The sequence below is a fragment of the Klebsiella sp. CB_Kp196 genome (assembly GCF_040061575.1).
GTDB classification, from domain to species: domain Bacteria; phylum Pseudomonadota; class Gammaproteobacteria; order Enterobacterales; family Enterobacteriaceae; genus Klebsiella; species Klebsiella michiganensis.
On record NZ_JBEAFH010000042.1, the window covers coordinates 23,105 to 42,070 of the forward strand.

Sequence of the window (18,966 nt, forward strand, 5' to 3'; positions counted from 1 at the left end):
ATTATCAAAAATAATCACGATGTGATTTGTTTTGACGAATACTGGCACCGTTTGTTCAAGATTGCAATCCTGAAATTTGCCCTTCATGAGGGGAATCGTGGAGAGTAAAAAGAGGGGCAGGCTGACGTTATGACATGAGTTAGGTTTTATTTCATTGATTTAAATATACTATTTTACATTTTGTAGAAATGAGAATTAATACGATGGCGGATTGTGTGATTATTTGCGGCGTGCGTCACATTTAATCAAATATAATCTTGTTGTGATTATTCTTGATTATTAGAGTGATCGCAACAACCAACCTGGGCGTAGCGTGCGTTCAGAGCGTCCACCTTCTGGAGTGTGTTATGGAGATTCTCTACCACATCTTTACCGTGTTCTTTAACCAGGTTATGACCAACGCCCCGCTGCTGCTGGGTATTGTGACCTGCCTGGGCTATATCCTGCTGCGCAAAAGCGCCAGCGTTATTGTTAAAGGGACGATTAAAACCATTATCGGTTTTATGCTGCTGCAGGCCGGCTCCGGCATTCTGACCAGCACGTTTAAGCCGGTCGTGGCGAAAATGTCTGAGGTTTACGGCATTAACGGCGCTATCTCCGATACCTACGCGTCAATGATGGCCACGATCGAACGCATGGGCGACGCCTACAGCTGGGTGGGCTATGCCGTGCTGTTAGCCCTGGCGCTGAATATCTGTTATGTCCTGCTGCGGCGTATTACCGGTATTCGCACCATCATGCTGACCGGGCACATCATGTTCCAGCAGGCGGGGCTGATCGCCGTCTCTTTTTACATCTTCGGCTACCCGATGTGGACGACCATCATCTGTACGGCGGTACTGGTGTCGCTCTATTGGGGCATTACCTCGAACATGATGTATAAGCCGACTCAGGAAGTGACCGACGGCTGCGGCTTCTCCATCGGACACCAGCAGCAGTTCGCTTCATGGATTGCTTACAAGGTCGCCCCGTATCTGGGCAAAAAAGAGGAGAGCGTTGAGGATCTTAAGCTGCCGGGCTGGCTGAACATCTTTCACGACAACATTGTCTCCACGGCCATCGTGATGACCATTTTCTTCGGCGCGATTCTGCTCTCCTTCGGCATCGACACCGTACAGGCGATGGCGGGTAACACCCACTGGACGGTCTATATCCTGCAAACGGGCTTCTCGTTCGCCGTCGCGATTTTCATTATCACCCAGGGCGTGCGCATGTTCGTCGCCGAACTTTCCGAGGCGTTCAACGGCATCTCCCAGCGCCTGATTCCCGGCGCCGTACTGGCCATTGACTGTGCGGCGATCTATAGCTTTGCGCCAAACGCCGTCGTCTGGGGCTTTATGTGGGGCACCATCGGCCAGCTGATCGCCGTCGGTATTCTGGTCGGCTTCGGCTCTTCCATTCTGATTATTCCGGGCTTTATCCCGATGTTTTTCTCGAACGCCACCATCGGCGTCTTTGCTAACCACTTTGGCGGCTGGCGCGCGGCGCTCAAGATTTGTCTGGTGATGGGCATGATCGAAATCTTTGGCTGCGTCTGGGCGGTGAAGCTGACCGGCATGAGCGCCTGGATGGGCATGGCGGACTGGTCAATTCTGGCGCCGCCGATGATGCAGGGCTTCGCCTCCATCGGTATCGCGTTTATGGCCGTCATTATCATTATCGCACTGGCTTATATGTTCTTCGCAGGGCGCACGCTGCGCGCTGAAGAGGACGCGGAAAAACAACTGGCAGATGCTTCTGCTCAATAAGGAGTTTTGACTATGACCGTACGTATTCTGGCTGTATGTGGCAACGGGCAAGGCAGTTCCATGATCATGAAGATGAAGGTGGACCAGTTTTTGACCCAGTCAAATATCGATCACACGGTAAACAGCTGCGCGGTGGGGGAATACAAAAGTGAACTCAACGGCGCGGACATTATCATCGCCTCCACCCATATCGCCGGTGAGATTAGCGTCTCCGGCAACAAATACGTGGTTGGCGTGCGCAACATGCTCTCGCCTGCGGATTTTGGCCCAAAACTGCTGGAGGTGATCAAAGCGCACTTCCCGCAGGATGTGAAGTAAGGACGCCAAATGAAATTACGTGATTCGCTGGTGGAGAACAACTCCATCCTTTTACAGGCTGACGCCAGCACCTGGCAGGAAGCCGTCAAGCTGAGCGTTGATTTACTGGTGAAGGCGGATGTCGTGGAGCCGCGCTACTACCAGGCCATTCTGGATGGCGTTGCTCAGCACGGCCCTTATTTTGTGATTGCTCCCGGTCTGGCGATGCCGCACGGCCGGCCGGAAGAGGGGGTGAAGAAAACGGGCTTTGCGCTGGTTACGCTGAAAACGCCGCTGGTTTTCAATCACGAGGATAACGACCCGGTCGACATCCTGATCACCATGGCGGCCGTGGATGCCAATACCCATCAGGAAGTCGGCATCATGCAGATCGTCAACCTGTTTGAAGATGAAGCCAATTTTGACCGTTTACGCGCCTGCCGCTCCGCGCAGGAAGTCCTGGAATTAATTGATAACGCTACGGCAGCGGCCGTTTAAAAGGAACACCAAAATGTCATTACCTATGTTGCAGGTTGCGCTCGATAACCAATCTATGTCTTCCGCGTATGAAACGACGCGCCTGATAGCCGATGAAGTGGACATTATTGAAGTCGGTACCATTCTCTGCGTGGCTGAGGGCGTACGCGCCGTTCGCGACCTGAAGGCGCTCTATCCCAACAAAATCGTGCTGGCGGACGCCAAAATCGCCGATGCTGGTAAAATTCTCTCCCGCATGTGCTTTGAAGCCAACGCCGACTGGGTCACCGTGATCTGCTGCGCGGACATCAACACCACCAAAGGCGCACTGGACGTGGCGAAAGAGTTCAAGGGCGACGTCCAGATCGAACTGACCGGCTACTGGACCTGGGAGCAGGCGCAGGAGTGGCGCGAAGCGGGCGTTCAGCAGGTGGTTTATCACCGCAGCCGCGATGCCCAGGCCGCCGGCGTAGCGTGGGGCGAGGCGGATATCAGCGCGATCAAAGGTTTGTCCGATATGGGTTTTAAAGTCACCGTCACCGGCGGCCTGGCGCTGGAGGATTTGCCGCTGTTCCAGGGGATTCCGATCCACGTCTTTATCGCCGGTCGCAGCATTCGCGACGCCGCTTCCCCGGTGGAAGCCGCGCGGCAGTTTAAACGTTCGATCGCCCAGCTGTGGGGCTAAGGAGCGGCTATGCTGTCGAAACCTATTCCGCTCGGCATCTATGAAAAAGCGCTCCCCGCCGGGGAGTGCTGGCTGGAACGTCTGCGGCTGGCTAAGGCGCTCGGTTTTGATTTCGTCGAAATGTCGGTCGATGAAACTGATGACCGCCTGGCCCGGCTCGACTGGAGCCGGGAGCAGCGCTTCGCGCTGGTTAACGCGATTGCGGAAACCGGGGTGCGCGTGCCCTCAATGTGCCTGAGCGCCCATCGGCGCTTCCCGCTCGGTAGCGAAGACGACGCGGTACGGGCGCAGGGCCTGGAGATTATGCGCAAAGCGATTCGGCTGGCGCAGGATGTGGGGATTCGCGTAATCCAGCTGGCGGGCTACGACGTCTACTACCAGGAAGCCAATAACGAGACGCGTCGTCGTTTCCGCGATGGGCTAAAAGAGAGCGTTGAAATGGCCAGCCGCGCGCAGGTAACGCTGGCGATGGAAATTATGGACTACCCGCTGATGAACTCGATCAGCAAGGCGCTGGGCTACGCCCACTACCTGAATAATCCGTGGTTCCAGCTCTATCCGGACATCGGCAACCTTTCCGCCTGGGATAACGACGTACAGATGGAGCTTCAGGCCGGGATGGGGCATATCGTGGCGGTGCACATAAAAGACACGAAACCCGGCGTATTTAAAAACGTGCCGTTCGGCGAAGGCGTCGTCGATTTTGAACGTTGTTTCGAAACGCTCAAGCAGACGGGCTACTGCGGCCCGTATCTAATTGAAATGTGGAGCGAAACGACCGACGATCCCGCCGCCGAGGTCGCGAAAGCGCGCGATTGGGTGAAGGCGCGGATGGCCAGCGCCGGTCTGCTGGAGGTGGCATAATGCAAACGCTGAAACGGCAGGTTTTCGACGCCAATATGGATTTACCGCGCTACGGCCTGGTCACTTTTACCTGGGGTAACGTCAGCGCTATCGACCGCGAACGGGGGCTGGTGGCGATTAAGCCCAGCGGCGTCGCCTACGAGACCATGAAAGCGGACGATATGGTGGTCGTGGATCTCGAAGGGAACGTGGTGGAAGGACGCTATCGTCCTTCTTCCGATACCGCCACGCATCTGGCGCTGTATCGCCGCTATCTGAGCCTTGGCGGCGTGGTGCATACCCACTCGACGCACGCGACGGCCTGGGCGCAGGCGGGTCTGGCTATTCCCGCTCTGGGGACGACCCACGCGGACTACTTCTTTGGCGACATTCCCTGCACCCGGGCGTTAAGCGCGCAGGAAGTGGCGGAGGCTTATGAGCTGAACACGGGCCACGTGATTATCGAAACGCTGGGTGACGTTGAGCCGCTGCATACGCCGGGCATCGTGGTCTATCAGCACGGGCCTTTTGCCTGGGGCAAGGATGCGCACGATGCGGTGCATAACGCGGTGGTGATGGAAGAGGTGGCGCGGATGGCGTGGATTGCTCGCGCGATCAACCCGCAGCTGAAGCCCATCGATAGCTGGCTGATGGACAAGCATTTTATGCGCAAGCACGGGCCAGATGCCTATTACGGGCAAAAGTGAAACAGGTGCTCCGGAGCATTTCATCTTTATGATGAATCAACCGGTCTGCTCCGGAGCCATTTTTAGTTTTGCTGATAAGCCGACGGCATGCAGCGCATGCCAACCAGCGTCACAACGCAGATTATCGCGCCGGCGTAAAACGTCGAGGCGGCGCCCAGAACTTCCCACAGCACGCCCGCACCGGCGCTGGCCAGCAGCAGGGCGATGCCGCTCATCAGGTTGAACATCCCGAACGCTGTTCCGCGCAGTTCAGGCGGGGCGGTGTGCGCCACCATCGCCGCCAGCAGACCCTGCGTCATGCCCATATGAATACCCCACAGCGCGACGCCGGCTAAAAGCGTGCTCCAGTGGCTGCTGAGCGCCAGCACGATATCGGCGGCGATCAGCACCAGCAGGCCCCACTGCAGCATTCTGCTGTGGCTCATGCTGTCCGATAGTTTCCCGAATGGATAGGCGGTCAGGCTGTAAACCAGATTCATGGCGACCATCACCAGCGGAATAGCGAACAGCGGGATCGCCATCTGCTGGGCGCGCAGGACCAGAAAGGCTTCGCTGAAGCGGGCAAGGGTAAAAATCGAGCCGATAGCCACCACCCACCAGTAGGCGGCGGAAAGCTTCTTGAGATTCTCGCGGCGCAGGGGGTTAGTGCGTTTCTGGACGACCGCCGTCCTGGGCTCTTTTAATCCAAAGCCCAGTAAAGCGATAGAGAGAACGGCGGGGATCGCCGCGACCCAAAAAATAGACTGGAAATCGTTATCCCAGAGAAACATCAGCGCGACGGCAAGCAGCGGCCCCAGAAAAGCGCCGATGGTATCCAGCGACTGGCGCAGCCCGTAGGCGGCTCCGCGAATTTCCGGCGGGGTGACGTCGGCGACCAGCGCATCCCGCGGCGCGCCGCGTATCCCTTTGCCCACGCGGTCGATCATCCGGGCGCTAAACACCACGCCTGAGGTGGGCGCGATGGCGAAAAGAGGCTTGCTCAGCGCACCCAGGCCATAGCCGAGCAGCGCCAGCCCTTTACGCTTGCCGACATAATCGCTGATGACGCCGGAAAACACCTTCAGTATCAGCGCGGTGGCTTCCGCGACGCCTTCGATAATGCCGATAATAATGACGCTGGCTCCCAGCGTGGTGGCCATAAATAGAGGGAGCAGGCTGTGGATCATTTCCGAGGAAACATCCATCAGCAGGCTAACGCCGCCAAGAACCCAAACCCCTTTTGGGATACGGCTTAGCGTGGCAAAACGCGGAACCATGAAGCACTCCGGATAATCATGCGGTTAAAGAGTGATTAAATCAGGTTACGCTGGCGCTGATAAGTCACGAGAAAAAATAATTCTCAATTGCATTAAGGCGCGCTTGTGCGGGTATGACCGCCGGGCAATGCCATCGCTGGCTTCCCCCTGCAACGGGAAGAAGCCAACGATCCGGGAAAACTAGCGGTAAATGGCGGCACTGGCGTGAATGGCGCCGTCGCTTCCCGGTTCATGAATGAGGATCGGCTGGAAGTACTTCGCTCCCTGAGCATCGCTCTGCTGGCTAAGCGCCTGGTCGGCTTCCTGCTCGGTGGCGATGTTGTGGTTGATATAGATAACGCCGAGGCTCTGCACATCGTCCATGTTGCGGGCCTGGCGGGCATCGATTTTAATAGCAGCCAGCGCGTTGGCGCTCAACAAAAGCGCTGCCATCATGGTTATGAGGATGTATTTCATCACCTACCTCCTTATGACGCTCCTGACGTTCACCCGCTTCCCTGGGGTATGGATTGCTTCTGATCTAAGTGTAATCTCTGCCTGTCTGGCGTATCGCGACCATTTCTGATGCAGTTGTTCAAAAAATTGTCGCTTCCCCCGTTGATTAATTTTAAATCACCGGCTTAAGGCCACTTCGCGCTTAGTGCGAATTATTTGCACAATTCACTTGTCTTAAACCCCGCTCGCCCGTATTATGACGCGTCAATTTTTCAGCCGCCCTTTAACACGTTCCTTGCCTCCATGGGCCGCGGCTGACCCAGACAGGAGGCTGAATAATCCGTAAGGAGCAATTCGATGCGTCATTACGAAATCGTTTTTATGGTCCATCCTGACCAGAGCGAACAGGTTCCGGGCATGATCGAACGTTACACTGGTGCAATCACTGCAGCAGAAGGTACGATCCACCGTCTGGAAGACTGGGGCCGCCGTCAGCTGGCTTATCCGATCAACAAACTGCACAAAGCTCACTACGTTCTGCTGAACGTTGAAGCGCCGCAGGAAGCGATCGATGAGCTGGAAACTAACTTCCGCTTCAACGACGCCGTTATCCGCAGCATGGTAATGCGTACTAAGCACGCTGTTACCGAAGCATCTCCGATGGTTAAAGCGAAAGACGAGCGCCGTGAGCGTCGCGAAGATTTCGCCAACGAAACCGCAGATGATTCTGAAGCTGGGGATTCTGAAGAGTAATCCTGATGACCAACCGTCTGGAGCTGTCCGGCATTGTATGCAGGACTCCACTTCGTAAGGTCAGCCCGTCAGGAATTCCACACTGCCAGTTCGTGCTTGAGCATCGTTCAGTGCAGGAGGAAGCCGGTTTTCACCGGCAGGCATGGTGCCAGATGCCCGTGATAATCAGCGGACACCAGAGCCAGGCCATTACTCACAGTATAACGGTCGGTAGCGCAGTAATCGTTCGAGGGTTCATCTCTTGCCACAAGGCAAAGAACGGCTTGAGCAAAATGGTTCTGCATGCCGAGCAGATTGAATTGATAGATTCTGGAGACTAGCCATATGGCACGTTATTTCCGTCGTCGCAAGTTCTGCCGTTTCACCGCGGAAGGCGTTCAAGAGATCGACTATAAAGATATCGCTACGCTGAAAAACTACATCACCGAAAGCGGTAAGATTGTCCCGAGCCGTATCACCGGTACCCGTGCAAAATATCAGCGTCAGCTGGCACGCGCTATCAAACGCGCTCGCTACCTGTCCCTGCTGCCGTACACTGATCGTCATCAGTAATCGGTCACGGTCCATTAATACGACTTTGAGAGGATAAGGTAATGCAAGTTATTCTGCTTGATAAAGTAGCAAACCTGGGTAGCCTGGGTGATCAGGTTAACGTTAAAGCGGGCTATGCTCGTAACTTCCTGGTACCACAGGGTAAAGCTGTTCCTGCTACCAAGAAAAACGTTGAATTCTTCGAAGCACGCCGTGCTGAACTGGAAGCCAAACTGGCCGAAGTTCTGGGCGCTGCTAACGCACGTGCTGAAGCAATCAACGCACTGGGCACCGTTACCATCGCGTCTAAATCTGGCGACGAAGGTAAACTGTTCGGTTCCATCGGTACTCGCGACATCGCTGACGCTGTAACTGCAGCTGGCGTTGCCGTTGCTAAGAGCGAAGTTCGTCTGCCGAACGGCGTTCTGCGCACCACCGGTGAGCACGAAGTGGACTTCCAGGTTCACAGCGAAGTTTTCGCTAAACTGGTTGTTAACGTTGTAGCTGAGTAATTTTTTACTCAACTCACGTCGAGACGCCGGCCTTGTGCCGGCGTTTTGCTTTTCTGTCTTTGTCGAATCTTTTCCTGGTATGGTGGCTATTCTTAGCAACTTTCTGGATAATAAAATAAAACACTATTTTATTTCTGGTGAAGTGAATGGACGCACCCTCGATTTTTTCCCGCAAGAAAGTGGCTTATGCCTGCGCAACCCTCTGCTGTCTGCTGTGGGGAAGCTCCTATCCGGCGATTAAAAGCGGCTATGAACTGTTTCAGATTGCCACTGATGATGTGCCGTCTAAAATCGTCTTTGCTGGCTATCGCTTTCTGTTTGCCGGCGCGCTGCTGCTGCTCTTCGCGCTGGCGCAGCGTAAGCCGATTGCCCGCTTGAATCCCCGTCAGTGCGGGCAACTGGCGATACTGGGCGTCACGCAAACCTCTATCCAGTACGTTTTCTTCTACGTTGGCCTGGCGTTTACCACCGGCGTGAAGGGATCGATTATGAACGCCACCGGTACCTTCTTCAGCGTTCTGCTGGCGCACTTTATCTATCAGAATGACCGGCTGAGCTACAACAAAGCCATCGGCTGTATTGTCGGCTTTGCCGGCGTGATGCTGGTCAACGTTAATCGTTCATTGAGCGATTTTAGCTTTGTCTGGCAGGGTGACGGCTTTGTGGTGCTGGCGGCGTTTATCCTGTCGGCGGCGACGCTGTACGGGAAGCGCATTTCGCAGACGGTTGACCCGACGGTGATGACCGGCTGGCAGCTGGCGTTTGGCGGCCTGGTACTGGTCGGCGGCGGCTATCTGACCGGCGGCACCCTTGAGGTTCACAGCGCCGCTGCTGCGCTGGTTCTGGCTTATTTGACGCTGCTCTCTTCCATCGCTTTTGCGCTATGGAGCGTGCTGCTCAAGCATAACCGGGTGAGCATGATTGCGCCGTTCAACTTTGTGGTCCCGGTCGCCGGCACCGTACTGTCGGCCATCTTCCTCGGCGAGAATATTCTTGAACTGAAATATGCGATTGCGCTGGCGCTGGTGTGCGCCGGGATCTGGTGGGTGAATAAGCCGGGGACAACATCCGGGAAATCGCCACAGCAGGCCGGGTAAGCTACCCGGCCGTGAGGCCTTAACGGACGCGAATAAAGCTGCCGTTCGACTGGCGGGTAAATAGCACCTGCTGGCCGCCGCCGGTATCGATAGTCAGCCCGGTGACCACGCCGCTGGCGTTCTGACGGATCTGGACCGTCTGCCCGGTCTGCAGTGAGCTTAGCGGTTTACCGGCGCCTTCCACCTGGGCCATGGCGTAAACGTCGGTCGGCGGCAGGTTGTGGTCGCGGAACAGCTGCGCGAGAGTTTTCCCCGATTCAATACGGTAGGTCCGCCACTGCTGCTCGATGCCGGGAGTCGACTGCGGCTCCTGATAAGGCTGAGATGCGGTCTGCTGCTGCTGCTGCTGCTGATCCGGCTGCTCATCCTGAATCGGCTCCGGTGCGACCGGCGCCACCTGATCGGCATCGTTGACCGGCGGCGTGTTGGTGATGGGCGGCAGCGGGACCGCCTGATTGCCGGAAGAGGGCTGCGACTGGGATTGCAGGTTGAGATTCGCCTCGCGGCTGGCCTGAACCGGGCTGCTGTTATCCTCGGAAGGGAGCAGAACGCCGATAATTACCAGCAGCGCCCCGGCAATGATGCCGCGGCGGTGCATCGGCGGTAGCGGATCCATGAGGCGAAAATGATCCGGGGCGTGCCAGATCTTCGCCAGGGTAGATGTCAGTTCAAAGCGCCCGGGCATGGCTTTCCTCCTGCTCCGCATATTTTTATCCTGTAAATAAAGTATATACCCTAAATAATTTAAGTCGCAGGACAAGGTTTGCCTTGAACAGCGCTTGCGCTGGCCCCGTAGGGGCGAGGCCGCAGGCAGAGTAACGCGGCAAGCCAGTAAGTTCCCAGGAGCATAGATAACTATGTGACTGGGGCGCGCTGGCGAAGCCAACGCTCCTGCAACTTAAAGTATGACGGGTATAGATGGCTAACTTCCTGAAGGACGAGACAAAGCTATGTTTCGTGAGGTTAACCTTATCTCTCTATTGTTTCTGTTTCCCTTAGATTTGTCATCATCCAGGCGACAAAGTTTTACCCGTCGTGCTATGGCTGATATGCTTCCCACCTCTTTTCTCCGCTCGCCGCCTTTCGCAATTTGAAGGCCCGGGAGCATGAGAATCCCCACCAAAAAAGGAACAAAGATGGCAACCCCAACTTTTGACACGATCGAAGCACAGGCAAGTTACGGTATCGGCTTGCAGGTTGGACAACAGCTGAGCGAATCTGGCCTGCAGGGGCTGCTGCCGGAAGCGCTGGTCGCGGGTATTGCTGACGCGCTGGAAGGTCAACAGCCGCAGGTGCCGGTGGAAGCCGTTCACCGCGCGCTGCGCGAAATCCACGAACGCGCTGACGCCGTGCGTCGCGAGCGTTTCCAGGAAATGGCCGCGGATGGCGAGAAATACCTGGAAGAAAACCGCGAGCGCGAAGGCGTGAACAGCACCGAGTCTGGCCTGCAGTTCCGCGTTCTGACCCAGGGCGAAGGCCCGATCCCGGCGCGTACTGATCGCGTTCGCGTTCACTACACCGGCAAGCTGATCGACGGCACCGTCTTCGATAGCTCCGTTGCGCGCGGCGAACCGGCTGAATTCCCGGTGACCGGGGTGATCGGCGGCTGGATTGAAGCGCTGACCCTGATGCCGGTGGGTTCCAAATGGGAACTGACGATTCCGCACAGCCTGGCCTACGGCGAGCGCGGCGCGGGCGCATCCATTCCTCCGTTCAGCACCCTGATTTTTGAAGTTGAACTGCTGGATATTATCTAAACAGCAGGTGCTTCCTCTCCCGTATGGGGGAGGGAGCCGCTTTAAATAGTGTAAAACCCTTAAGTTGAGCGTTTGGTGGAGCTTTATATTGCATATCTGCTTAATGGGTGTATTTTTGTGAGCTGTTTCGCGTAACCGGAGTGATATAACACTCACTTTAAACATAAAATTAACATTATATCTAAATCATAGTATTCATCCCTCCGATTCTTACCTAATATCGATAAACCCTCGTTCCGGGGTTAATACGAATGAAGGGCCAGTAGAGCCCGAACAACACAGACAGGTACAACAGGAAAAAATCACATGGTAGATCAGGTAAAAGTCGCTGCCGACGAACAGGCTCCGACTGAACAATCGCTGCGGCGAAATCTCACTAACCGGCATATTCAGCTTATTGCTATCGGTGGTGCGATTGGCACCGGGCTGTTTATGGGCTCAGGCAAAACCATCAGCCTTGCCGGGCCGTCAATTATTTTTGTTTATATGATCATCGGCTTTATGCTGTTTTTCGTCATGCGCGCCATGGGCGAACTGCTGCTGTCGAATCTCGAATACAAGTCGTTCAGCGATTTTGCCGCCGACCTGCTGGGCCCCTGGGCAGGCTATTTTACCGGCTGGACCTACTGGTTCTGCTGGGTGGTAACCGGGATGGCGGACGTGGTGGCGATCACCGCCTACGCGCAGTTCTGGTTCCCGGGACTCTCCGACTGGGTCGCCTCGCTGGCGGTCATCCTGCTGCTGCTGGGCCTTAACCTCGCCACCGTGAAGATGTTCGGCGAGATGGAGTTCTGGTTTGCGATGATCAAAATCGTCGCTATCGTGGCGCTGATTGTCGTCGGCCTGGTGATGGTGATGATGCACTTCCAGTCACCGACCGGCGTAGAGGCCTCTTTCGCCCATCTGTGGAATGACGGCGGCTGGTTCCCGAAAGGCATCAGCGGATTCTTTGCCGGCTTCCAGATAGCGGTCTTCGCCTTTGTGGGCATCGAACTGGTGGGAACCACGGCGGCGGAAACCAAAGATCCTGAGAAATCCCTGCCGCGGGCGATTAACTCAATTCCAATCCGCATCATTATGTTCTACGTCTTTGCGCTGATCGTGATTATGTCAGTGACGCCGTGGAGCTCCGTAGTGCCGTCAAAGAGCCCGTTCGTTGAGCTGTTTGTGCTGGTCGGGCTGCCGGCGGCGGCAAGCCTGATCAACTTCGTGGTGCTGACCTCGGCGGCCTCTTCCGCTAACAGCGGCGTGTTCTCCACCAGCCGTATGCTGTTCGGTCTGGCGCAGGACGGACAGGCGCCGAAAATGTTCGCCAAGCTGTCGAAGCGCGCGGTACCGGCGAAAGGCCTGACCTTCTCCTGTATGTGTCTGCTGGGCGGCGTAGTCATGCTGATGGTCAATCCAAGCGTGATCGCGGCGTTTACCATGATTACCACGGTGTCGGCGATCCTGTTTATGTTCGTCTGGACGATTATCCTGTGCTCGTATCTGGCCTACCGCAGAAAGCGTCCGCAGCTGCATGAGCAGTCCAAATATAAGATGCCGCTGGGCAAACTGATGTGCTGGGTGTGCATGGCATTCTTCGTCTTTGTGCTGGTCCTGCTGACGCTGGAAGCCGATACCCGCGAAGCGCTGATGGTGACCCCGCTGTGGTTTGTGCTGCTCGGCGCGGGCTGGCTGTTTGCCGGCAAGAAGCGCCTGGCGAAATAAAAAATCTTCGGCAGCGGTTTTTAACGTTGCTTGCAACGGTCCGTCATAAAAAAGGCCACCCGGGGTGGCCAATAAGACTGACAATGTCGAGGGCGCCTGCGGGCGCCTTTTTATTTACTTTCCGGCGAGGGCACGCGGGAACAGTACGTTATTTTCAAGGCTGATGTGCTCCATCAGGTCATCAATCAGCTCGTTGATGCCGTTGTACATCGCTTTCCAGGTAGTGCAGGCTTCCGCCGGCGGCGTCACGTTCTGCGTGATGTGCTTAATCACCTCCAGCAGCTCGCCCGCTTCATCATGCTCGCTTTCCATGACGCTGATAGGACCGCCGGCCTGCGTTCCCATGCCCTGTTTGATCATCGGGAACAGAATCTGCTCCTCTTTCATCATATGGCTGGAAAGCTCCTGGTGCAGCATGGTCAGATACTTGGTTAAGCCTTTCGGAACGTTGGGTTTGTCGGCGTGAACGCGCTCGACTTTAGTGGCCTGTAAAATCAGCTCCGGCAGCTGCTCGCGATGCCGGTCGTGATAGCGAACGATAATGTGATCGATGATTTCCGCATAGGGCGCAGCCCGCCAGTCGCGCTCTACCGGCTCTTCCGCCAGTTTGGCCAGCTCGGCTTCAATCACCGCGACGTCCAGCTCTTTGCGCGACGCCGCGCGCTCCAGCGTCTGTTTGCCGCCGCAGCAGTAGTCCATATCGTATTGACGGAACAGCGCGGAGGCGCGCGGAATCGTCAGCGCCAGCTCGCCTAAAGGTTGGTCACGGAAAGCCATAGCAGTTACCTCGTCATCAAGAATATAAGTTGTATTTTAAATGCATCTTATATTCCTGGGAATACCCCTTTAGGATACCAGGCTATTTTTTCTCGCTGACCAGCTCCTGCAGCGCGGGCTTTTCCGGGCGGGCACGCACGGCGGACACCACGCCGAGCACCAGCAGCAGGATACCGCTGAAGGTGAGAAGCGGGGGCAGGCTCTGGCGCAGAATAAAGGTATACAGCAGTCCGGCAAGGGTTTCGAAGACGATCAGCGGCCCGAGGATCACCGTTGGCAGACGCTGGCTGGCAACGTTCCAGCACCACGCGCCGACCCATGAACAGAAGATAGCGATCGCCAGCATCAGGGTGACAAACACCGCCGGGCGCGGGCCGAAGGGGAGCGGAAAGTCCGCGTGCTGGCCGTGCAGCCACCCGCAGGCGATAAGGTATCCGGCCAGGGATACCGGCAGGGTCACCAGCGCCTGCGCGGTGGCCCACATCATCGGCGGTTTATCCGGATTTTCCCGCAGCCAGCGGGCGTTGCGCAGCGCGTACCAGGCCCAGCACACCACCGAGATCAGCGCCAGCGCGATACCGGAGCCGTAGCGCCACGGGCTGAAATCGGGTAAGCCCTGATGCAGCTCGGCGATATTGACGCACGCCAGGCCGAGGGCAATACAGACCAGCGCCGGGAACAGGCGTCGCCACGGCAGCTTGCCGTCGCGCTGGCTATAGAGCAGGTTGGCGAAAACCGGCAGCACGACCGGCAGGGTGCCGATAATCATCGTCGATACCGGCGCGCCGGTACGCTGAATCGCGCTGGCCAGGCAGACGTAATAGATTAAGTTGCCCATCATGGTCAGCCCCAGCGCCGTCCACCAGTCTTTCCCGGTGAGCTGGCGCAGCCGCGCGCGGCCCAGCCAGGCCAGCGGCAGGGCGATCAGCCCCAGCGCCAGATAGCGCCCCATCGACTGTAAAACCGCCGGGTATTCCGGCACCAGTAAAGGACCCACGAATATCAATCCCCACATCAGCCCTGCCAGCAGGGCGTACAGCACACCACTAATCATCACGCCTTCCATTACTCTTTTCGTTGGCGACAGTGTAGGCGAGGCAAAAGCGGGAATATTGTATGAGGTTGCGCATTAGCGCGGGAGAACCTGCTTTTGATAACGCACCGGCGTAATGCCGTAGCGGCGGGTGAACGCGCGGGTCAGGTGCGACTGGTCGGTCAGCCCGGCGGCGAGAGCGACGTCGGCGGCGGGCATGCCGTGGGTGAGAAACGCTTTAGCGCGCCACAGGCGAATCGCCATCAGCATCTGGTGCGGCGTAACGTGGAAGTGCGCTTTGAACTGGCGCTGGAAATGGTATGGGCTCAGCGCCGCCACCTGCGCCAGCTCATCAAGGGTCACCGTACGCATATAGTTATCGTGCAGATAGTCGCGCACCCGCTCGAAGCGGTGGCGGGCTTCGGGCAGCGCAGCGGCGTGATGGGCAAACGGGCGGAAGGTATCGATCAAATCCAGCAGCAGCCCCTGCTGCGCCAGCGGATCGTCAGTATGCCACAGGCCGTAGATGAGATTGCCGATTTGCCGGGAGCGCAGGGGATCCTGACGCACCACCTCGCTGAACCACCAGTGGCGCACGCCGGTCACCTCTTCCAGCGTATCCGGGTCGAGATAAATCATCCGATAGCGCCAGCCGTCGGCGGTCTCCGCCTCGCCGGTGTGCAGCTCATCGGGGTTCATGGTGACGATCGAGTTAACCGAAGCCACGTGCTGGCTGCCGCGATAGCGAAAACGCTCGGCGCCAAGCTCGATCGCGCCGATACCAAAAGCTTCATGGGTGTGCGGTTCAAAGGCGTAGCGGGAGATATGGGCATGGTACAGCTCAACGCCGGGCAGCTGCGCCAGATGGCGAAAGCGCGCGCTGTCTCTTTCATCACTGAACTGTTCTGGTACGCCTTGCATGCGATAACTCCCGACGGACATCCGTGCATTATTGAGGATGGCCCGCCGGGATGCTACAAAAATTAACCACTATGTAACAGTTACAGAATGCCTTTGACGCTCTCTGCCAGCGTCGTGGTTGGGCGACCGATGAGCTTACTCAGGGTGCGGCTATCGTCGAACAGACCGCCTTTGGACGCGCCGGTATCAGAATCCGCCAGCATGTCAGCCAGGCCAGCGGGCAGGCCTACGCCCTTCAGCGCGGCGGCGAAGTCGGCTTCGCTGAGGTTTTGATACACCACGTTTTTACCGCTTTGTTTGCTCAGCTCAGCGGCTAGTTCGCTGAGGGTCCACGCTTCATCGCCCGCCAGCTCGTACACTTTTCCGGCATGGCCCTCTTCGGCGATAACGCGAGCGGCGGCGGCGGCGTAGTCCGCGCGGGTGGCGGAGGCGATTTTGCCGTTACCGGCCGCGCCGATAAATACGCCATGTTCAATCGACGGCGGCGCGCTGGCAAGGTAGTTTTCGGTGTACCAGCCGTTGCGCAGCAGGGCATACGCAATGCCGGAGTCGGCGAGCATTTTCTCGGTGGCGATATGCTCATCCGCCAGCCCCAGCGGGGAGGTATCGGCGTGCAGCAGGCTGGTGTAGGCGATAAATTTCACGCCGGCGGCTTTCGCCGCGTTAATCACGTTGCGGTGCTGGACGGCGCGCTGGCCGACTTCGCTGGACGAGATCAGCAGCAGTTTGTCCACGCCCTGCAGGGCGGCGGTCAGCGCGGCTTCATCGCTGTAGTCGGCCTGACGAACCACTACGCCCTTTTGGCTCAGCGATTCAGCCTTCGCCGGGTTGCGCACGATAGCCACAACCTGGCCTGCGGGGACGGTAGTTAACAGATTTTCCAGGACGTGCTGGCCAAGCTGGCCGGTTGCGCCGGTAATTGCGATCATAGGTCTTCTCCTTCGTGTTCATTGGCAGTTGTGGTAAGCTAACACCTTAACTAACTTTTAGTAAGTACGTACAAAAAGGTAAGTGTGAATATGGCGAATCTGACGCTGAGCGAGCAGCTACGCAACGGCAACCTGTTTGCCGAACAGTGCCCCTCGCGGGAAGTGCTCAAGCACGTGACCAGCCGCTGGGGCGTACTGATTTTGGTGTCCCTGCGCGATGGCACCCATCGGTTTAGCGATCTGCGGCGTAAGATCGGCGGCGTCAGCGAAAAGATGCTGGCCCAGTCGCTCCAGGCGCTGGAGCAGGATGGCTTTCTTAACCGCGTGTCGTACCCGGTGGTACCGCCGCACGTTGAATATAGTCTGACTCCGCTCGGTGAGCAGGTGAGCGAGAAGGTGGCGGCGCTGGCGGACTGGATTGAGCTGAACCTGCCCGCGGTTCTGGCGAACCACGAACAGGTAGCCTGAGGATGATGTCAGGATAGCCCCGGTAAGCGCAGCACAACCGGGGAACCGGCAATTATTTACTCAAATCCAGCTGATAAATGGCAAAGCCGATATCGTCGGTAGCCACCTGGCGCATCGGGTATTGCGCTTTCTCTTTGATAAACGCCGCGGCCTTATCGCCTGGTGAGGTTTCAAAGCGAATATCCAGCGGTACGGTGCTGTGGATCGGCGCCAGGCGCCAGTTGTTATCCGCCGCCGGATGGATCTCGCCGTTTTTCTTCGACTCCGCGCCAATCCACGCCGCCAGCACCGAGCGGTTTTCATCCGGCGAGGCGAACGCGATATGATCCTCACCGGTGCCCTGGAATTTACCGCCGTAAGCGCGGTAGTTATTGGTGGCGACGAGGAAAGTGGCGTTCGGATCGATTGGCTTGCCGTTAAAGGTCAGGTTTTTAATTCGCTCGGCCTGCGGATTAACGGGCTGACATTCGCCGTCATAGCGCGCCGGCTGGGTGATATCGATCTGGTAGTTCACGCCATCGATGACATCGAAGTTGTAGGTGCGAAAGCCGTCCCAGTTAATCAGCGACTGCGGCTTGCTGCTGCCGGGGTCAATCTGATTGAACTGCCCGGCGGAGCACTCCAGCCACTCTTTAACCTCTTTACCGCTGACTTTCATCACCACCAGGGTGTTGGGATACAGGTAGAGGTCGGCGGCGTTGCGGAAGGTGAGCTGCCCTTTTTCCACTTCAACAAAGCTGGCGGGGTCATTTTTGCGTCCGCCGACTTTAAACGGCGCGGCGGCGGAGAGTACCGGTAGTTTCGCCAGATCCGGGTCGCCCTGAATATAGTGCTCAACGTAGGCCTTCTGGGCCATATTGACCACCTGCACGGTCGGATCGTCCTGCACCAGCGCCAGATAGCTGTACATATTGTCCGAGGATTGACCAATCGGTTTGCCGACAAACTCGCGGGTGGCGTCATGGTCGGCTTTTAGTACCGCCACCATGTTGCTGTCTTCTGCCGCCAGCGATTTCTTCGCCACCGCATCGTAGATCGGCCGCGCTTCGGCTTTCGCTGCGCTGACCTGCCATTTACCGCTGTCGTTGTTCAGAACCAGATCGACCACCCCAAGGTGATCGCCCCACATGCCCGGCATCACTGCCGGTACGCCGTTCAGCGTACCTTTCGCGATATCTGCGCCTTTGATACCGGCAAAATCTTTGCTCGGGAAGACGGCGTGCGCGTGGCCGAACATAATGGCATCGACCCCAGGCACCTGGCTTAAATAGTAAACGGAGTTCTCCGCCATGGCCTGATACGGGTCGGCGGAAAGGCCGGAGTGGGCAATGACCACCACCACGTCCGCGCCTTTCTCACGCATTTCCGGGACAAACTTGCGCGCGGTAGCGGTAATGTCATTGACGGTGACTTTGCCGCTGAGATTGGCTTTATCCCAGGTCATAATCTGCGGCGGTACGAAGCCGATATAGCCAATGCGCAGGGTCTGCGTTTTGCCGTCGCTATCCTGTACCTGGGTATCCTGAATCAGATAAGGCGTAAACATCGGTTGGCCGGTTTTGGCGTCAATAATATTGGCGTTCACGTAGGGGAATTTTGCCCCGGCCAGCGCTTTGTGCAGGAAGTCGAGCCCGTAGTTAAACTCGTGGTTGCCGAGGTTACCTACGACATAATCCAGGGTATTCATCGCCTTGTAGACCGGGTGAACATCACCTTCTTTCAGTCCCTTCGCTGCCATATAGTCGCCCAGCGGGCTGCCCTGAATAACGTCGCCGTTATCGACCAGCACGCTGTTTTTGGCTTCCTGGCGCGCTTTCTCAATCAGGGTTGCGGTGCGCACCAGGCCAAATTTTTCCGTGGCGCTGTCTTTGTAATAGTCAAAGTCCATCATATTACTGTGCAGATCGGTGGTTTCCATGATCCGCAAATCGACCGTCGCCGCATTTACGCTGGCGGCGATCAGCGTGGCCAGCAGCGTTGCGCTAAACTTAATCATCAGTGGCGTCCTTTTTTATGAGCAATGGCACAGA

The 18,966-nt window shown here is 57.0% G+C and carries 22 protein-coding genes; 14 read left to right on the forward strand and 8 right to left on the reverse strand.

The genetic code is table 11. The features are described 5' to 3' along the window. Positions 1 to 347 precede the first annotated feature (347 nt). The 6 genes from ulaA to ABLU87_RS12615 are packed head-to-tail and all read left to right on the forward strand — an operon-like array spanning position 348 to position 4,757. Entirely contained in the window at positions 348 to 1,748 is a 1,401-nt protein-coding gene (gene ulaA / locus ABLU87_RS12590) for a PTS ascorbate transporter subunit IIC (protein ID WP_004097992.1), read from the forward strand. A gap of 12 nt (positions 1,749 to 1,760) precedes the next feature. Next, positions 1,761 to 2,066 carry a PTS ascorbate transporter subunit IIB gene (gene ulaB / locus ABLU87_RS12595; RefSeq protein ID WP_004109091.1) on the forward strand — a complete coding sequence of 102 codons (306 nt, stop codon included), beginning with the start codon at positions 1,761 to 1,763 and terminating at the stop codon, positions 2,064 to 2,066. Positions 2,067 to 2,075: 9 nt separating this feature from the next. Next, positions 2,076 to 2,543: a PTS ascorbate transporter subunit IIA gene (gene ulaC, locus ABLU87_RS12600; RefSeq protein WP_004097995.1), complete on the forward strand. Its 468-nt coding sequence runs from the start codon at positions 2,076 to 2,078 to the stop codon at positions 2,541 to 2,543. 13 nt (positions 2,544 to 2,556) lie between these two features. After that, positions 2,557 to 3,207 carry a 3-keto-L-gulonate-6-phosphate decarboxylase UlaD gene (locus tag ABLU87_RS12605; RefSeq protein ID WP_122116891.1) on the forward strand — a complete coding sequence of 217 codons (651 nt, stop codon included), beginning with the start codon at positions 2,557 to 2,559 and terminating at the stop codon, positions 3,205 to 3,207. Between the two features lie 9 nt (positions 3,208 to 3,216). Then, positions 3,217 to 4,071 carry an L-ribulose-5-phosphate 3-epimerase gene (locus tag ABLU87_RS12610; protein WP_014227628.1) on the forward strand — a complete coding sequence of 285 codons (855 nt, stop codon included), beginning with the start codon at positions 3,217 to 3,219 and terminating at the stop codon, positions 4,069 to 4,071. After that, on the forward strand, positions 4,071 to 4,757 hold the full coding sequence (locus ABLU87_RS12615; RefSeq protein WP_122116892.1) for an L-ribulose-5-phosphate 4-epimerase: 687 nt from the start codon (positions 4,071 to 4,073) through the stop codon (positions 4,755 to 4,757). Before ABLU87_RS12610 ends, ABLU87_RS12615 begins: the two co-directional genes overlap by 1 nt. Before the next feature lie 62 nt (positions 4,758 to 4,819). On the opposite strand, the gene ABLU87_RS12620 is transcribed toward ABLU87_RS12615, so the two are convergent. Further along, positions 4,820 to 6,013: an MFS transporter gene (locus ABLU87_RS12620; protein ID WP_025107629.1), complete on the reverse strand. Its 1,194-nt coding sequence runs from the start codon at positions 6,011 to 6,013 to the stop codon at positions 4,820 to 4,822. A 180-nt stretch (positions 6,014 to 6,193) separates the two neighbouring features. Next, positions 6,194 to 6,469, reverse strand: coding sequence for a DUF1471 domain-containing protein (locus ABLU87_RS12625; protein WP_004098000.1), 276 nt, complete (start codon positions 6,467 to 6,469; stop codon positions 6,194 to 6,196). 336 nt (positions 6,470 to 6,805) lie between these two features. Between ABLU87_RS12625 and rpsF the strand changes: the two genes are divergently transcribed. From rpsF to ABLU87_RS12650, 5 genes are all read left to right on the forward strand, one after another. Continuing rightward, positions 6,806 to 7,201 carry a 30S ribosomal protein S6 gene (gene rpsF, locus ABLU87_RS12630; protein WP_004098001.1) on the forward strand — a complete coding sequence of 132 codons (396 nt, stop codon included), beginning with the start codon at positions 6,806 to 6,808 and terminating at the stop codon, positions 7,199 to 7,201. Positions 7,202 to 7,206: 5 nt separating this feature from the next. Continuing rightward, positions 7,207 to 7,521, forward strand: coding sequence for a primosomal replication protein N (gene priB, locus ABLU87_RS12635; protein ID WP_122116893.1), 315 nt, complete (start codon positions 7,207 to 7,209; stop codon positions 7,519 to 7,521). Between the two features lie 4 nt (positions 7,522 to 7,525). Then, a complete protein-coding gene (gene rpsR, locus ABLU87_RS12640) occupies positions 7,526 to 7,753 on the forward strand; it encodes a 30S ribosomal protein S18 (RefSeq protein ID WP_000135199.1) in 228 nt (75 codons plus the stop codon). Positions 7,754 to 7,794: 41 nt separating this feature from the next. Beyond that, on the forward strand, positions 7,795 to 8,244 hold the full coding sequence (rplI, locus tag ABLU87_RS12645) for a 50S ribosomal protein L9 (protein WP_004098003.1): 450 nt from the start codon (positions 7,795 to 7,797) through the stop codon (positions 8,242 to 8,244). A gap of 146 nt (positions 8,245 to 8,390) precedes the next feature. Next, complete coding sequence (locus tag ABLU87_RS12650; RefSeq protein ID WP_122116894.1) at positions 8,391 to 9,341, forward strand: DMT family transporter; 951 nt, start codon at positions 8,391 to 8,393, stop codon at positions 9,339 to 9,341. 19 nt (positions 9,342 to 9,360) lie between these two features. Here the strand turns inward: ABLU87_RS12650 and ABLU87_RS12655 are convergent, their stop codons facing one another. Beyond that, the gene (locus ABLU87_RS12655) at positions 9,361 to 10,026 is read right to left on the reverse strand and encodes a LysM-like peptidoglycan-binding domain-containing protein (protein ID WP_196942038.1); all 666 of its coding nucleotides are present in this window, start codon (positions 10,024 to 10,026) and stop codon (positions 9,361 to 9,363) included. Between the two features lie 451 nt (positions 10,027 to 10,477). Here ABLU87_RS12655 and fklB point away from each other — a divergent pair, with 451 nt between their 5' ends. Both fklB and cycA read left to right on the forward strand, forming a co-directional pair. Further along, a complete protein-coding gene (fklB, locus tag ABLU87_RS12660; protein ID WP_004871077.1) occupies positions 10,478 to 11,098 on the forward strand; it encodes an FKBP-type peptidyl-prolyl cis-trans isomerase in 621 nt (206 codons plus the stop codon). Between the two features lie 306 nt (positions 11,099 to 11,404). Beyond that, on the forward strand, positions 11,405 to 12,808 hold the full coding sequence (gene cycA, locus ABLU87_RS12665) for a D-serine/D-alanine/glycine transporter (protein ID WP_004128150.1): 1,404 nt from the start codon (positions 11,405 to 11,407) through the stop codon (positions 12,806 to 12,808). 114 nt (positions 12,809 to 12,922) lie between these two features. On the opposite strand, the gene ytfE is transcribed toward cycA, so the two are convergent. From ytfE to ABLU87_RS12685, 4 genes are all read right to left on the reverse strand, one after another. Beyond that, positions 12,923 to 13,585, reverse strand: coding sequence for an iron-sulfur cluster repair protein YtfE (ytfE, locus tag ABLU87_RS12670; protein ID WP_014227630.1), 663 nt, complete (start codon positions 13,583 to 13,585; stop codon positions 12,923 to 12,925). An 82-nt stretch (positions 13,586 to 13,667) separates the two neighbouring features. Beyond that, positions 13,668 to 14,639, reverse strand: coding sequence for a DMT family transporter (locus tag ABLU87_RS12675; protein ID WP_004098010.1), 972 nt, complete (start codon positions 14,637 to 14,639; stop codon positions 13,668 to 13,670). Between the two features lie 75 nt (positions 14,640 to 14,714). Next, positions 14,715 to 15,539 carry an AraC family transcriptional regulator gene (locus ABLU87_RS12680; RefSeq protein WP_004098011.1) on the reverse strand — a complete coding sequence of 275 codons (825 nt, stop codon included), beginning with the start codon at positions 15,537 to 15,539 and terminating at the stop codon, positions 14,715 to 14,717. Positions 15,540 to 15,619: 80 nt separating this feature from the next. Further along, positions 15,620 to 16,468, reverse strand: coding sequence for an SDR family oxidoreductase (locus ABLU87_RS12685; protein WP_014227633.1), 849 nt, complete (start codon positions 16,466 to 16,468; stop codon positions 15,620 to 15,622). Between the two features lie 90 nt (positions 16,469 to 16,558). On the opposite strand from ABLU87_RS12685, the gene ABLU87_RS12690 reads away from it, so the two are divergent. After that, entirely contained in the window at positions 16,559 to 16,936 is a 378-nt protein-coding gene (locus ABLU87_RS12690) for a helix-turn-helix domain-containing protein (RefSeq protein ID WP_004098015.1), read from the forward strand. A 52-nt stretch (positions 16,937 to 16,988) separates the two neighbouring features. Here ABLU87_RS12690 and ABLU87_RS12695 read toward each other — a convergent pair whose 3' ends face one another. After that, positions 16,989 to 18,932: a bifunctional 2',3'-cyclic-nucleotide 2'-phosphodiesterase/3'-nucleotidase gene (locus tag ABLU87_RS12695; protein ID WP_064377789.1), complete on the reverse strand. Its 1,944-nt coding sequence runs from the start codon at positions 18,930 to 18,932 to the stop codon at positions 16,989 to 16,991. Positions 18,933 to 18,966 lie beyond the last annotated feature (34 nt).